Here is a 15,319-nt window from a genome sequence, read left to right as displayed (position 1 = left end):
TTTAAGGCTAAGTTTTTACTAAAAATAGCAAAAATATTCCTATTCATAGAAATTGAAAGATTTATTCAACAGTCTTAGTAATATAGTTGAATCTAACTTATACTTATTCATAAATGCTTTAAACATATCTTTATTAGGCATCATATGAGGTATATTAGTTTTATAATCTGAAAATTCTTCGATATCAAAAATATCAGGCTTAAAGAAATCTAACTCTACTTCTGCGCTAGAAGAATCTTTTAAAATTGATCATAATTTAACCTCTAAAAATGAATATTATTTAAAAAAGTCATAAACTTTACTTATTTTATTTTAGAAAAATTATATTTGAAGTATTTATTAGAAATTTAATTTCAAGCTGCTTTTCTATTATTTATTGTTTTTGCATTCTGAGGAATTTCACTAATCACAGCTCCTTGCATAGGCAGACAATTAGTAATATTTATATCTATTACTTCTATTACATTTGCAAGTTTTTTAACTATCTTTTCAATTTTTTCCTGAGTTCCATGAACAACAAGATTAAAATGAGAAATTCCTTTATTTGCTGTTTCAAAAACAGTTAATTGTTCTATATTTATACGATTACGTGAAAGAATAGAAGAAATTCTTTGTAGCACGCAAAGGGTATTTTCAGTATTCATTGTTATAAAGTATATATTTTCATTCATAGCGCTACTCCTCTATTCCTAATTTAGTATTACTAATCGATTCACCAGCAGGTACCATCGGGAAAACATTTTCCTGATTTTCCACCATTACCTCAAGTAAGTATGAACTATCTGAGTTAAGAAATCTAGCTAAAGCATCTTTAAGATCTTTTCTTTCTTCTACTCTTTCTGCTTCTATACCATATGCTTCAGCTACTTTGACAAAATCAGGTGAAGATATCTGTGTATAAGAATATCTACTTTCAAAAAATAGCTCTTGCCACTGACGTACCATTCCTAAGAAAGAATTATTTAGAATCAAAATTTTTACATTTATTCCTTCTTGATTTAATACCGCTAGTTCTTGAATATTCATTTGGAAGCCACCATCACCTATTACAGCAACAACTGTTCTTCTATCTTGAACACCCATTTTTGCACCAATAGCAGCTGGTAAAGCAAATCCCATAGTTCCTAAACCACCAGAACTAATATGAGAGTTTGTCTCTAAGAACTGATAGTATCTCGCAGTAATCATCTGATGTTGACCAACGTCAGATACAATAATTGCTCTACCATTTGTTGCTTTAGATAATTGACCTATAACCTCCGCCATCTTAATTTTACCAGAGGCTGGGTTAGTTTCATTTTCAATAATAGCTTTAACTTCTTTTTGATGTTCAGAAGCAAATAAATCATGCCATTCTTTATGAGAGCTTTTCGCAATATATGGTAACAAACAAGTCAATGCTTCTTTAGCATCTGCATTAATTCCAATATCTGCTTTGACATTTTTATTAATTTCAGATGGATCTATTTCGATATGTATAATCTTTGCATTCGGTAAATAATGACCAAGATCCCCAGTAACCCTATCATCAAATCTCATTCCAACAGCAATTACTACATCAGCTTCGTTACAAAGTACATTTGCCGCATAATTACCATGCATACCCAGCATTCCCTTATAAAGCTGATGATTGTATGGAAATGCAGATAAGCCTAATAAAGTGCTAACAACAGGTATATCACCTTTTTCAGCAACCTTTAATACTTCCTCTTCTGCTCCAGATAGCATTACACCATGACCAGTTATAATAATAGGTTTTTTGGCATTATTTATATATTCAGATGCTTTAAGGATATCATCCATATTGATAATTGGCTTATGTAACCATTTACCAAATTTATCACCTACAGCATCCTCATAATCCATCAAACCGACTTGTGCATCTTTTGTAACATCTATCAGTACTGCACCTGGTCTTCCATTTGAAGCGATTTCGAAAGCTTTTTTAAAAACCTCTGGAATTTCATTAGGATCTGTTACTTGATAATTCCATTTAGTTGCTGCTACAGACATTCCTATGATATCAGCCTCTTGGAAAGCATCTGTACCTAATAATGGACTAAAAACTTGACCAGTAATACACACTATAGGAACAGAATCTATCTGTGCATCAGCTATACCTGTAATAAGATTTGTTGCTCCTGGACCAGATGTTGCAATAGCAACACCAACCTTTTCAGTAGCCCTTGCATAACCTACTGCAGCATGAACAGCACCTTGCTCGTGTCTAACTAAAACATGATGGATTTTATCTTTTGATTCATGAAGAGCATCATAAGTGGGCATAATAGCTCCACCAGGATATCCGAATATACAATCTACGCCTTCTGCTTGAAGCGACTTTACTATGGCCTGAGAGCCAGTTATTTTCATACTTTAGCACTCTCCTTTATACATTTAATATTATTAATTCAAATTATCTAGTAATTTTATTCTAGATATCTGATCAATTATAATCACGTATACGCCATATTTAAATAGAAAAAATTTATTTTATTGGTTTTTTTATAGTAAATAAGAAACTTTAGATAAAAAGCTTAATCTAAATCAGTAACACAACCTGTAGATGCTGATGATACTGTTTTTATATATTTTTTAAGTGTTCCTCTAGATGCCTTTTCTGCTGGCTGTTGCCATTTAGATTTTCTTTCTGCGATCTCTTGATCTGATAAATCGACATCAATAACATTATTGATAGCATCAATAGTTATCCTATCTCCATTTTCAATTAGAGCTAACATTCCTCCTTCAAAAGCCTCAGGAGCAATATGACCTACGATAAAACCATGAGAGCCACCAGAAAAACGACCATCTGTAATCAAAGCAACATCTTGACCAAGCCCAGCACCCATTATTAAGGAAGTCGGCTTAAGCATCTCTGGCATACCAGGACCACCCTTAGGACCTTCATAACGGATAACGATTACATCACCTTTTTTAACCTTTCCTCGTTCAACTGCAGCAACCATCTCCTCTTCCGAATCAAATACATTCGCTACACCTTTAAAGATTTCGCCCTCTTTACCAGTGATTTTAGCAACAGATCCTTCAGGAGCTACATTACCTTTTAAAATCTGTAAGTGTCCAGTTTTCTTAATAGGATTATTTAAGCTTTGAATAATTCTACCATCATCAGAAAGGTCTGCTACATTTTCTAAGTTTTCAGCTAAAGTTTTACCTGTTACAGTTAAACAATCACCATGAAGCATACCTTCTTTTAGTAACATTTTCATTACAGCTGGAGTACCACCAACAGCATGTAAATCAGCCATTACATACTTACCACTTGGTTTAAAATCTGCTAATACTGGAGTTTTATCAGCTATTTCTTGGAAATCATCTATATTAAGATCAACTCCTACTGAGCTTGCTATTGCAAGTAAATGAAGTACGGCATTTGTAGATCCACCCATAACAGTGATCAACACCATAGCATTTTCAAAGGCCTTACGAGTCATAATATCTCTAGGCTTAATATCTAGCTCTAAAAGATTTCTAATAGTTTCACCAGCCTTATCACACTCTTGAACTTTTTCTTTAGATGTAGCAGGAGTAGATGAGCTATATGGTAGACTCATACCCAAAGCTTCAATAGCACATGCCATAGTGTTTGCAGTATACATACCTCCACAAGCACCAGCGCCTGGACATGCTTTTTTGATGGTTTCTTGACGCTCTTCTTCTGTAATTTGACCAGATAAGCATGCGCCATAACTTTGGAAAGCTGTAACTATATCAATTGGCTTACCACGCATAACTCCAGCCTGAATTGTACCACCATAAATGACAAACCCAGGTCTATTAAGCCTACCTAAAGCCATCATACAGCCTGGCATATTCTTATCACAACCAGGAATAGAAACTAATCCGTCATACCAATGAGCTGACATTACAGTCTCTATAGAATCTGCTATTAGATCTCTAGATTGCAAAGAGTAACTCATACCATCTGTACCCATTGAAATACCATCGCTAACTCCGATAGTATTAAATCTCATTCCTTTTAAACTCTCTTTCTCAACACTATTTTTCACAAACTGTGCTAATTGATTTAAATGCATATTACATGTATTACCTTCATACCATACGCTAGCAATACCAATCTGTGGTTTATGCATATCATTATCATCCATGCCTGTTCCATAAAGCATAGCTTGAGAAGCACCTTGAGATTTATCTTCTGTAAGACGACTACTATATTTATTTAATGTTTTTTTCATAATTTATTACCTTAGATATTGCTTATGCATAAGCAATATTATATGCATCAATAAATGCTTCTACTGAAGCCTGTATTATATCGGGAGATACTGCTTTACCAATACTCTTTATACCTTCTTTTTCTAAGCTCATTTCAACATAAACAACAGCATCAGCACCCTGTCCACGTATCTTAACTTTATAATCAGTTAGGTTATAAACAATATCACTAGGACATGCTCTACATAGAGCATTCAAAACAGCATCAACAGGACCCACACCTGAGCTTGAAGCAAAATACAGTTGATCTGCTACTTTAACAGTAACTTCCGCAACAGATTTTTGATCAAGTTCAACGCTAACTTTAAATGACTGAACATCAAGAATATTTTTACTAACAGCATCTGCCATCTCTGTAGCATCTTGGATAATATCTTGGATATCCGAAACATTGATTGACTTACCTTTAACTAAGAATCTTTCAATCAATTCTCTAACTTTAGTTAAAAATGCTTCATCATAGTTAGCTCCAAACAGATCTCCTAATGTTTTCTTTACTTCTTCAAGTGTCGGCAGACTATTAAAAATCACCTGACTCTGCTCGATAAACAACATTGTTTTATTATCAAAAAAATGGCTATTGTAAAGTCTATCAAAATCATTTTCTGTTGGATAAATAATTGGTGGCTGAATAGCTGACTTAAGTACTACATTTGGATCTTTAAGCCCATCACCAGATAAAACACAAACTACTGTACTACCCTTTTGAAGCTTGCCTTCTTTATACTTTTGAAGTAAGTGAGCAATAGTCGATGCTGAAGCTAATTCGACAAAGAGTCCTTCTTTAGTAGATAAAAGATATTGTGCTTCAAGCATTTTCATATCCGTAACAGCTGTTGACTCTCCACCAGTACTATAGATAGCATCTATAGCTTTATCACCATCTATAGGATATGGCACAGCTATCGCTGTAGCAATTGTATTAGCTGCTTTTAAAGGTTCAACTCTATTTTGATTTTTTTGATATGCTCTAGCTAGAGTATCTGCACCTGTGGATTGAACACCTGTAAGCTTAGGTAAAGAATTGATAAAGCCTAGCTCTTTATATTCAGAGAAACCTTTATAATAAGCAGTCATATTAGTACCACAACCAATTGGTACTATTACTTCATCAGGTACTTGGAAAAGCAATTGGTCTATTAACTCAAAGGCAGCAGTTTTTTGCCCTTCGACACGAAAAGCATAATCACCCGCAAGGAAAAAATCTTTGGATTTTGCAATATCAAAAGCCAACTTTGCAGCATCATTATAACTACCTTTTACCTGAACTATCTTACCACCATATGACATTACTTGAGCTAACTTAGAAGTTGCAACACCTTCTGGCACAATAATAAAACAAGGCATTTTTGCAGCAGCTGCGTAACAAGCACAAGATGCTGCCATGTTACCTGTTGATGCTAGAACTATACCTTTCGCACCTAGTTCTTTAGCAACTGTAATATCTACCGCAGAGCCTCTGTCTTTAAATGATCCCGTAGGATTCTTACCTTCAACTTTAAAGTATAGATTAATTCCTAATTCTTTACCTATAATTTTACTCTTTAATAGTGGCGTTGGCGCCTCTCTTAAAGAGACGAAACTTGAAGGATCTTTTATTGGCATAAAAGGTATATATTTAGATAAACAAGGAGAAGCTTGAGTAAAATAATCTTTATTAATTTTTTTACTTACCTTGTCAATATCCATTTGGATCTCCCAAGGCTCATTTTCTCCCGCAAAAACAAAATTATCTGTAGAAACCTCTTCCTTAGTATAAAAATTTAATATTTTGTACATTCTATAGAATTACCTCGTAAATTTAATTATAGATTTATAAAAACTTATCTTATACTAAAACATTTTAATTGATAATTAAATAAGGTGTTTATGCTATTTTTTATTTCTTCTTAAAAAAGCATTCAAAGCAGATATTATTCAAAAAAACATCTAATAAGAAGTTTACCGTATAATAAATATTTTATTGATACCAAGAATCTAGTTTCTCTTTTAATTTATCTAAACCCATTTTGCTTAATGAAGAAAATAATTGATAAGAAATTTTATCTGTCGAAACAAATGTTTTTAAGAAACTTTCAATCATTCTATTTGCTTGAGCTCTTTCCTTATTATTTAATTTATCAGCTTTAGTAAGAAGTATATGTAAATTTAGTTTAAATGATATTGCCATTTCAATCATTAAAGAGTCAAACTCTTTTAAATCATGACGAGAATCTACTAAAAGAACTATCCCACCTAAACACTGGCGGGATGTTAAATAATTCTCCATCTCACTTTGCCACTGTTTTTTAATAGCTTCAGATACTTTTGCATAACCATAACCAGGTAAGTCGACTAAGCGCTTATTATCTCCAAGATCAAATAAATTAATTAACTGAGTTCTTCCTGGTGTTTTACTTACCCTAGCAAGACCTTTATGGTCAGTTAGTGTATTTAGTGCGCTAGACTTACCAGCATTTGATCTGCCTGCAAAAGCTACTTCAACACCAGTATCTTCTGGAAGCTGAGAAACCTTTGCAGCACCCATTATATATTTTGCGTTACGATAGTTCATAATTTGTGCTCTATTTTTATTTTTTCAAAAAGTTCATGACAAGCCGTATGGATCATCAAAAAAACTTTCTCAAAGTTATTTTCATAATATGGGTCAGGTACATCTTTTATAGAGATTGTTGATGCGTATTCAAGCATTCTAGACACTTTTGAAAAATCAGCTTTTGGAAACATCTGCTTCATCGTGACTATATTTTCTTGATCCATAGCAACTATATAATCAAATTTAAAAAAGTCTGACTCTTCTAATTGTTGTGATCTCTGATCAGAAAGATCACAATCATATTTTTTTGCCATCTCTAGTGCCCTCATATCGGCACCATCTCCTTCATGCCCCCACATACGTGAGCTAGTACCACAAGATGCTACAGAGATAATATTTTGAAGATTATTCTCTCTAACGATATCTCTAAAAATTCCATGAGCTGTTGGAGATCTACAAATATTACCTTTGCATACAAAAAGGACTTTCACTTTACTCATAACTTATTTAGCCTTTTTCATATCTTCTGCAAGTTGGCTATTTGGCGCTAATTTAAAACCTTGAAAGAACTTACTATCAGGCTTAAGCATAAAGACAACTTGATTATTACCATCAAAGCTCTTCTTATACGAATTCATACTTTTTAAGAACTCATATAAAGGAACTGAGCTAGAATAAGTTTCTGTAAATATCTTAGCAGCCTTAGCATCTGCTTGAGCTCTAATAATTTTTGATTGCTTTTCTGCTTCAGCCATTGTTACTGTTACTTTTGCATCTGCTGCAGCTTTCGTTTTTTCTGCAGCTCTTTCACCTTCAGCTCTTATGCGCGAAGCTTCTTTATGTCTAGAAGATTTCATTCTTTGATATATTGATTCTGTGATTGTATCAGGTAAATCAATTTGATTAACTCTAACATCTACAATAGATATACCAATTTCTTTAGCTTGAGCAGCGACATCTCTTGTTAAGGCTATCATTAGTTTATCACGATCATTATTAACTAGACTTTGGATGTCATTCTTACCAACCTCTGCCCTTAATGATGACTCTAAAAACTGTTTTAATAAAGTTTCAGCTCTAAAAACTTGACCACTTGTACTAGTAAAGAATTTAGAAATATCATTTATCTTCCAAACAACATAAGCATTTATTAAAACATCTTTTTTCTCTTTTGTAACCACACGAGATGAGTCTGTTGTTAAAACTCTATTTCTCATATCATAGTTTTTAACAGTATCTAAAAATGGAATTTTTACATGAATACCTGGCTTATATTCAATAACTTTACCATCTTTTTTGACAATTTCACCTAATCTTAGAATAACTGACTCTGTACCTTGTTTTACTATAAACTTACTACTTACAACCAATAGTACCGCAATAATCACAAGCACTAAGATTATCTTCAAAAATTTACTCATCTTAGTTACCTCCTTGTGTATTAGATAGTAATGCTTGTTTTTGAGTGTTGTTTAATCCATAAAAAATATTTTTTGCTCCATCGCCATCTATTATAAAGACCTTATTATGCTGTAGAACATCTGAGATAGTATTAAAATACATCTGATTCATAATAATATCTGGAGATTTTTTGTATATTGGTAATAACTGCTCAAATTCGGCTACCTCACCTTGAGCTTGTAGCACTATTTCTTGCTTATAAGCATTTGCTTGGTCAACAATTCTTTGAGCTTTACCTTGAGCAACAGGAATAACTCTATTTGCATAAGATTCAGCCTCATTCTGTACTCTAGCTTGATCTTCTTTTGCTTTTATAACATCATCAAATGCATCTTTAACAGCATCCGGAGCTTGTGCAGGTTGCATAATTACATCGCTTATATATATACCAGATTTATACTCTTTTAATAAAGCTTCCATTTCCTCTCTAACTTTACCCGCTATAGATGCTCTTTGTGTTGTTAAAATATCTGATAAATTACTATGCCCAATAACCTGTCTAACAGCACTCTCTAATGACTGCTGTAATAATTGAGATGGATCTGTATTTGCAAATAAATAATCTTCTAAATTAGAAATACGATACTGTACCGTAAAAGAAACATGCACAATATTTTCTTCAGAAGTTAGCATATCTCTATTTAAAGAAATTGTCTTTAATTCTTGGACATTTTCTTTCTCAACAGAATCTATCCCTATTGGATACCAATGTAGCCCTGGCTGTACCATTTTTGTAAATTTACCGAATCTAAGCACTGCTGCTTGTTCTGCAGGCTGCACAACATAAAATCCAAAACCTACCCAAGCAACAATTATAATTGCTACAACAATAGCCGCTATTTTTTTAATAGGAGGATTTTCAAAAATTGGATTATTTTTATTAGCATTTTTTGAATAAATACTTTCATCCTTATCATCATTACTCTTTTTCTTCTTACCAAAAAATCTTTTTATCATTTCTTCTAGATCTGGAGGACCTTGCTCTGAATTTTTACTCCAGAACCATTTCTGCTTTAGCTTTTTAATCATAAATTAGTATTCCTATAACTTTATAATAGTATCTTTACGCTTATAAAGTATCTATTATATATAAAAATTTCTATATTTTTTGCACTATCTGTAAATAATTAATAAATGCTTATATCTGTAATATTGAATAACTAAAAATATAGTTCTAAAATCTAAAGTGAGACTAATTTTTTTAAGGAAAGGATATGAGAATCGCGATAAATGGAATTGGTATAGCAGGGCCTACTTTAGCGTGGTGGCTTAGAGAATATGGTTTTGAACCTGTGATTTTTGAAAAATCGCCTAAATTTAAATCTGGAGGACACTTAGTTGACTTTTGGGGACATGCATGTGAAATAATGGAAAAAATGGGACTTCTTGAACAATTAAAACAAGAATCTTATGAAATAAAGCACATCCATTGTTTTGATGAGAACGGTAGAAGATCTTCAAAGGTAAATATATCTTCGCTTATCAAAGAGAACTACGGCGAGTTTTTGAGTGTTAAACGTGGAGATATTTCAAAAGTTATTTATGATGCTTGTAAAGGAATTGATATAAGATTTGGTACTTCTATTGATAATATAGAAGAAAACGAAAATGGTATAACTGTCCATCTTTCAAATAATACTAAAGAAGACTTTGATCTTGTTATAGGAGCAGATGGTCTACATTCTTATATACGTTCGTTAGTTTTTGATAAATCTGAATATGAAGAATATGATCTAAACAAATATATAGCAGCATTTTCTTTAAATGATTATAATCATTATGAAAAATTTACTTATGCAATTAGCGTTGGTGATGATAAGCAAGTTGCTAGAGTTTGCTTAGATGAGCAAGAGACTTTAATTATGTTGACTATGGACTCAAGTTTAGTTCAAAAAATCCCAACGACTCTAGAAGAAAAAAAACAACTCTTACTCTCTGTATTTAAAGATAATAAATGGGAAACACCAGATATACTCGCTAGACTAGATAATGTTGAATATATTTATTTTGATAAAGTAAGCCAAGTAAAAATGGATAATTGGTATAAAGGTAAAGTTGCATTAGTTGGAGATGCTTCCTCTTGCCCTTCTATTCTAATGGGATTAGGAAGTATATTTGCAATAGTTGAAGCATATGTCTTAGCTGGTGAATTATATAAGGCTAAAGGTAACTATAAAATAGCTTTCGAAGAATGGCAAAATAAGTTAAAAGATATAATAAATAGAAAACAAACAGTTGGACTTTCAAACTTATCTTTAGCAGCATCAGATGAAATTATAGAAAAATACTTATCTACAATAACAGTCAAAATATCCTCAACACCTGTTGTATCTAAATTTATTGGTGCTGGAATTTTTAATGATCAAATAGAGCTTCCTGAATACTCTAATAAATAACTTATATAATGAACTATGGAAGGATCTTAATTATATGAAAAAAATATTATTCTATATATTACTGATTCTATGTTTTAATTTGGGTTTTACTAAAGATATTGATGGTTGGGATTATGTACCATCTAAAATTGGATCTAAATATACATATATGTTAAATGCTAAATCTGGCAAAGATAATATAAGCTATAAATTAATTGTATATATTGTAAATTGTCAGAATAGCCAGAAAAACTGTATAGAAAAAGTTAGCTTTAATAGACTTAATAAAAATAATATACTTTATGCTTCAGATAAGATAACATCCACAGATAAAGGCGTTAAGTCTATTGAAGATATTTCAAATTCTAATTTTAAATATAGTGCTGGAATTTACTTACCTAAAAAGCTAGATTTTGATAAACCTATAAAAAGTGAATCAAATATAAAGACAAAAAAAGGTAATATAAAATATCAAGAAACAGATAAATATAGTAAAGTTAAATCTATAGAGATTAATAAAAATATATACAAAAACTGTATAAAACAGTATGCGTCATCCTCATCGAGTAGTGGAATTAAATCTTTATCAAAAACTATTTATTGTAAAAATATTGGATTAGTCCAAGCTAGTAATACGACATACTTAAAAAATGGTAGTAAGATTAAATCAACAACCGAGTTGGTCAAAATAGATTATCCTTTCTCAAAATAAATACTATATCCACATAATCAACCTCTAAGCTAGTTCTAGATTTTTACAAAGAACTGCTCTAAATCTAAATCAAAGTCTCTACTAAATTTCTCAAAATCATCCTCAGATATTTTTATATCTAATAAATAATTACCTTGCTCAGAGGTATCTTCACTATCAACCACTCCTAGCTCATACATCATAGCTCTAACTTTTGAATACTTAGGTGGTAATTCTAGAACCCCTTTTATCCATGATTTATTAAAGAATGTAGCTAATGCTTCATAGAATTCTTCTATGCCATCTCCTGTTTGAGCTGATAGATATACTATAGCAACAACGCTATCACCTGAATCATCTAATTGAACAAGACTTGGTTTAATATCTTCCAATTTATCAATTTTATTGTACACACAGATCATCTCTTTATCTGCTATACCAATTTCTTTTAGAACTTTTTCAACTTGTTCAATATAGCTTTTATAATCTTCATCAGCATAATCGACAACATGCACTAAAAGATCTGATTCAATAGCCTCCTCTAAAGTTGCATGAAATGCCTCTACCAAGTCATGTGGTAAATTTTTAATAAAGCCAACAGTATCAGAAAATATCACCTCTCCTAACTTAGGTACTATCACTTTACGCAATGTTGGATCTAAAGTTGCAAAAAGTTGATCTTTTGCTAAAACATGAGCATCTGTGATCTTATTAAACAAAGTAGATTTCCCTGCATTTGTATATCCTACAAATGAAATTGTAGGTATGTTATTTTTCTTACGTGAGGATCTACTTAGATCACGATGATGTTTTACTCTTTCAAGCTTCTGAGTAATCTGTTTAATTCTTTGTCTAATTAAACGTCTATCAATCTCAAGCTGAGTTTCACCAGGTCCACCTCTTACACCAATACCACCCTTTTGTCTTTCTAAGTGAGTCCAACCTTTTACTAAGCGTGTTGATTGGTAATTTAATTGAGCAAGTTCAACTTGAAGCTTTCCTTCATGAGTCTTAGCTCGTAATGAGAATATCTCTAGAATCAATCTGGTTCTATCCATAATCTTACACTCAAGAAGCTTCTCTATATTACGCTCTTGCGATGGGCTTAAAGGATGATTAAAAACAACTAGATCCGCATTTATTTCATCTCGCTTATTCTTGATCATCTCCATTTTACCCATACCACAGAAATACTTAATATCAGGCTCTGGATGATTAAAATCAAGACTTTCTAAAACGACTTTATCAGCAGCTAGAACTAAACCTTCAAGCTCAGCCAAATCTGCATTAAGTTCACGGCGATATTTAAAGTTTATATTTACAAGTAGGCACTTACTACCGGCCTCATAAGACTGGAAAAATTCCATTTAATTTAGTTTGCTCCTGATGAACATAAATATTATTACAATAGTATATCAGCTAATTATCGTTGCGTCAGGATATGATACAAACAATATAATAGATATTTTAAAAGATTAGATTATATTAGAAATAAATATATAAGATAATTTAAATTAAAAATATAATTGAGTTTATTACTCGTTAGTATTTCCTTCATTTTCTTGAACTTCAAGATCATCAGAATGAACATCAGATACATTTTCATCTTGATCTTCATTTGAGTTTTGATGATATGGATTAAAAGAGCTATAAACCATTCTTACACTTTTAGCTGGTACGATAGTTGAAATAGCATGCTTATAAACCATTTGATTTACAGTATTTCTAAGTACGATACAGAATTGGTCAAAAGCTTCCACTTGACCTTGTAGTTTGATCCCGTTTACAAGATAAACTGATACGCTTACTTTTTCTTTTCTTAACGCATTTAAGAACGGGTCTTGTAAAGATGATATTCTTGACATTGTCTCACTTCCTTTTAATTATTTTGTTATAGTTATTATTTTATCAAGTTTAACAATTAAACTTCGCCGTATATTCTAACAAGAATTAAACCTCTCAACAAGTGTTTGTTCATAATAACAATGAATAGCAAAGTTACTTTATATATTCTTGTAAAATCATCTTTAACTCAATATTTAACTGATCTATCTCCATATTGCTTATGTTTTCAAGCTTTTGCTTTACTTTAAGGTTATATTCTGAACCCTTTTTTTTAATTTCTAGTAGTATCAACAAACTACTTAAAATATCTAATGTTTGCCTTTGCTTTTCAAAAAAAACCTTAAGCTTTTGTGTTCTATATTTAAATATATTTGGCTCAAATCGAGTTAATGCTATTTTTTTTCTTGTCTCTACTCTTAATTGAACAATCATGTGTAAATCAAAAACAATTTGATCATGCTTAATTGGAGACTTTTCAAAAACTTTTGTAACAGAAAGAATAAGCGCCCTTAATTGTTTCTCCTGAATTGAACAATCATTAGCAAATGTATTGTGATTTCGAGCTTTAGAAAAAAGTGCCTCTACAATTATAGCGACAGAAACTCCTATACTAATATCTAAAATTCTATAATATAACATCTGATCAACCGACATCCCTGTAACATTTGTTAAAAAGAATAAAATTCCAGTTAAAAAAAGCATCACAAAAAACATAGATACCGCATATGTCATAATAGAAAGATACCAAGTCAAAAAGAACCATAAAGGAAGCGTTAATATATAGATTTCATGAATGTTTGCACCATACGTCCCTATAATTACTCCGGTTAAACTACCAAGCACAGTACCAGAAAATCTGTGCACTGCTCTTTCTACGGAACTACCGAAATCAAATTGAGACACTAATAATACGGTTATTAATGCCCATGATCCAAAAGGTAATCTAAAATACGTCACAATACAAAAGACTATTATACAAGATAAGGTTACCCGAATAGATCTCCAACATACCCAACTTATTTTCTTTCTATTTACCATATTCAAACCTTTGTATAGCTTTTATAGATTTAATTATGTCAAAACATCCATTATTAACTAATACCAATATTTCTTTTATATACTCTGGAAGGTCTTTATTTATCTCAAGACTTTTTATTTGTTGCTCTAAATTATTAGCATTTTCTATTTGTTTAGATAATTCCTGACAAAAAAAATCGATATCTTTACCTAATTTGTTATCAATCTCTCTACATTGATAAAGCAATAAAAATAAACGCCTCATTTCTATTAGCTTTTGACTATATTTTTTAAGCTCTTCTTCCAAAGATTTTTCTTTAGTACTTTTCGCTAAATCTATTATTATGGTTACAATATTCCAGGTTGAAATTCTAAGCCTTTTAAACTCATCATTATTATGTGTTGCACAAGACTTACAAAGGTCTGATAAATCAATAATACTTTTTTTAATATTTAATTTTATTACATAGTGATTGAAATCAATTGGTAAATAAAAATAAACAATATAAGCAAGTAAAATACCTAAAACAGAAAATACAGTCCGCATATATGCATCATATAAAGAATTAGTATGCATAGAAAAAGTTAAAATAACAAAAATTGCCGTATATAAGCCTGGTATAAAATACCTCATATCTAAGCGAATAGCATATATCCCGAAAAAAATAACCGCAAACATATAAATCGAATTGAAAGGTATATATTGATTAACTAAAGTTTGAGAAAATATCACGAAAGAAATTATAGCACCTGAAATTATAACTATCTTTTTTTTGTCTTTTTCTTCAAACTTTAAGCTAGTATCACAAAGGAAAGTTGCTAATATCATAAACCAAATTGAGTGATTATTATGATAGAAAAATACAAAACTCGCACTTATAGTGAAAATAATAGTGACCTTTATGCAATGAGATAACCACTTAAACTGAGGATCATGAACAATAACATAATGAAATACATTTAATCTAATGATATTTACAATATTCATGCTTAAAAAAATTAATTATATATAGTTAAATATAACAAATTTATAAAACAAAAGCCTTAATCATAAAAAAGATAATAAAGACTGTTGAATTAATATCCCAAATTGTTAGATATATTTTGTAAAATACAGATGTTACAGATATTAGT

General features: G+C 31.1%; 14 protein-coding genes and 1 pseudogene. 2 read left to right on the top strand and 13 right to left on the bottom strand.

The features are described 5' to 3' along the window. Window positions 1-353 precede the first annotated feature (353 nt). The 9 genes and pseudogenes from R8535_RS09510 to hflK all read right to left on the bottom strand — a co-directional run bounded on the left by R8535_RS09510 (window position 354) and on the right by hflK (window position 9,286). Entirely contained in the window at window positions 354-671 is a 318-nt protein-coding gene (locus tag R8535_RS09510) for an acetolactate synthase small subunit (protein WP_329498677.1), read from the bottom strand. 4 nt (window positions 672-675) lie between these two features. Then, a complete protein-coding gene (gene ilvB / locus R8535_RS09505; protein ID WP_329498679.1) occupies window positions 676-2,373 on the bottom strand; it encodes a biosynthetic-type acetolactate synthase large subunit in 1,698 nt (565 codons plus the stop codon). Window positions 2,374-2,537: 164 nt separating this feature from the next. Then, window positions 2,538-4,220, bottom strand: a complete 1,683-nt coding sequence (gene ilvD / locus R8535_RS09500; protein ID WP_329498681.1) for a dihydroxy-acid dehydratase — start codon at window positions 4,218-4,220, stop codon at window positions 2,538-2,540. A 22-nt stretch (window positions 4,221-4,242) separates the two neighbouring features. Further along, a complete protein-coding gene (locus tag R8535_RS09495; RefSeq protein WP_442902177.1) occupies window positions 4,243-4,815 on the bottom strand; it encodes an alpha-isopropylmalate synthase regulatory domain-containing protein in 573 nt (190 codons plus the stop codon). 156 nt (window positions 4,816-4,971) lie between these two features. Beyond that, a pseudogene (gene thrC, locus R8535_RS09490) lies at window positions 4,972-5,865 on the bottom strand (threonine synthase); the annotation flags it as partial. Window positions 5,866-6,220: 355 nt separating this feature from the next. Then, complete coding sequence (gene yihA / locus R8535_RS09485; RefSeq protein WP_329498683.1) at window positions 6,221-6,814, bottom strand: ribosome biogenesis GTP-binding protein YihA/YsxC; 594 nt, start codon at window positions 6,812-6,814, stop codon at window positions 6,221-6,223. Then, window positions 6,811-7,296, bottom strand: a complete 486-nt coding sequence (locus R8535_RS09480; protein ID WP_329498685.1) for a low molecular weight protein-tyrosine-phosphatase — start codon at window positions 7,294-7,296, stop codon at window positions 6,811-6,813. Before R8535_RS09480 ends, yihA begins: the two co-directional genes overlap by 4 nt. Before the next feature lie 3 nt (window positions 7,297-7,299). After that, window positions 7,300-8,217 (bottom strand): protease modulator HflC, encoded by a 918-nt coding sequence (hflC, locus tag R8535_RS09475; RefSeq protein WP_329498687.1) that lies wholly within the window; start codon window positions 8,215-8,217, stop codon window positions 7,300-7,302. Between the two features lies 1 nt (window position 8,218). Next, window positions 8,219-9,286 (bottom strand): FtsH protease activity modulator HflK, encoded by a 1,068-nt coding sequence (gene hflK / locus R8535_RS09470; protein ID WP_329498689.1) that lies wholly within the window; start codon window positions 9,284-9,286, stop codon window positions 8,219-8,221. 185 nt (window positions 9,287-9,471) lie between these two features. On the opposite strand from hflK, the gene R8535_RS09465 reads away from it, so the two are divergent. Next, entirely contained in the window at window positions 9,472-10,653 is a 1,182-nt protein-coding gene (locus R8535_RS09465; RefSeq protein ID WP_329498691.1) for an FAD-binding domain, read from the top strand. A gap of 34 nt (window positions 10,654-10,687) precedes the next feature. Then, window positions 10,688-11,344, top strand: coding sequence for a hypothetical protein (locus R8535_RS09460; RefSeq protein ID WP_329498693.1), 657 nt, complete (start codon window positions 10,688-10,690; stop codon window positions 11,342-11,344). 35 nt (window positions 11,345-11,379) lie between these two features. Here the strand turns inward: R8535_RS09460 and hflX are convergent, their stop codons facing one another. From hflX to R8535_RS09440, 4 genes are all read right to left on the bottom strand, one after another. Then, a complete protein-coding gene (gene hflX, locus R8535_RS09455) occupies window positions 11,380-12,690 on the bottom strand; it encodes a ribosome rescue GTPase HflX (protein ID WP_329498695.1) in 1,311 nt (436 codons plus the stop codon). 168 nt (window positions 12,691-12,858) lie between these two features. Next, window positions 12,859-13,188, bottom strand: coding sequence for an RNA chaperone Hfq (gene hfq, locus R8535_RS09450; protein ID WP_329498696.1), 330 nt, complete (start codon window positions 13,186-13,188; stop codon window positions 12,859-12,861). 133 nt (window positions 13,189-13,321) lie between these two features. Then, window positions 13,322-14,206: an FUSC family protein gene (locus R8535_RS09445; protein ID WP_329498698.1), complete on the bottom strand. Its 885-nt coding sequence runs from the start codon at window positions 14,204-14,206 to the stop codon at window positions 13,322-13,324. Next, window positions 14,196-15,173: a hypothetical protein gene (locus R8535_RS09440; protein WP_329498700.1), complete on the bottom strand. Its 978-nt coding sequence runs from the start codon at window positions 15,171-15,173 to the stop codon at window positions 14,196-14,198. The genes R8535_RS09445 and R8535_RS09440 overlap by 11 nt, the downstream gene beginning before the upstream one ends. Window positions 15,174-15,319: the final 146 nt, after the last annotated feature.

Source organism: Francisella sp. 19S2-4, assembly GCF_036281795.1.
Classification (GTDB): Bacteria; Pseudomonadota; Gammaproteobacteria; order Francisellales; family Francisellaceae; genus Francisella.
This window is presented reverse-complemented; position numbering and strand designations above follow the sequence as displayed.

Excerpts from the sequence above, each read along its gene's own strand:
- R8535_RS09510 (WP_329498677.1), bottom strand. The coding sequence starts at position 671 with ATGAATGAAAATATATACTTTATAACAATGAATACTGAAAATACCCTT.
- ilvB (WP_329498679.1), bottom strand. The coding sequence starts at position 2,373 with ATGAAAATAACTGGCTCTCAGGCCATAGTAAAGTCGCTTCAAGCAGAA.
- ilvD (WP_329498681.1), bottom strand. The coding sequence starts at position 4,220 with ATGAAAAAAACATTAAATAAATATAGTAGTCGTCTTACAGAAGATAAA.
- R8535_RS09495 (WP_442902177.1), bottom strand. The coding sequence starts at position 4,815 with ATGTTGTTTATCGAGCAGAGTCAGGTGATTTTTAATAGTCTGCCGACA.
- yihA (WP_329498683.1), bottom strand. The coding sequence starts at position 6,814 with ATGAACTATCGTAACGCAAAATATATAATGGGTGCTGCAAAGGTTTCT.
- R8535_RS09480 (WP_329498685.1), bottom strand. The coding sequence starts at position 7,296 with ATGAGTAAAGTGAAAGTCCTTTTTGTATGCAAAGGTAATATTTGTAGA.
- hflC (WP_329498687.1), bottom strand. The coding sequence starts at position 8,217 with ATGAGTAAATTTTTGAAGATAATCTTAGTGCTTGTGATTATTGCGGTA.
- hflK (WP_329498689.1), bottom strand. The coding sequence starts at position 9,286 with ATGATTAAAAAGCTAAAGCAGAAATGGTTCTGGAGTAAAAATTCAGAG.
- R8535_RS09465 (WP_329498691.1), top strand. The coding sequence starts at position 9,472 with ATGAGAATCGCGATAAATGGAATTGGTATAGCAGGGCCTACTTTAGCG.
- R8535_RS09460 (WP_329498693.1), top strand. The coding sequence starts at position 10,688 with ATGAAAAAAATATTATTCTATATATTACTGATTCTATGTTTTAATTTG.
- hflX (WP_329498695.1), bottom strand. The coding sequence starts at position 12,690 with ATGGAATTTTTCCAGTCTTATGAGGCCGGTAGTAAGTGCCTACTTGTA.
- hfq (WP_329498696.1), bottom strand. The coding sequence starts at position 13,188 with ATGTCAAGAATATCATCTTTACAAGACCCGTTCTTAAATGCGTTAAGA.
- R8535_RS09445 (WP_329498698.1), bottom strand. The coding sequence starts at position 14,206 with ATGGTAAATAGAAAGAAAATAAGTTGGGTATGTTGGAGATCTATTCGG.
- R8535_RS09440 (WP_329498700.1), bottom strand. The coding sequence starts at position 15,173 with ATGAATATTGTAAATATCATTAGATTAAATGTATTTCATTATGTTATT.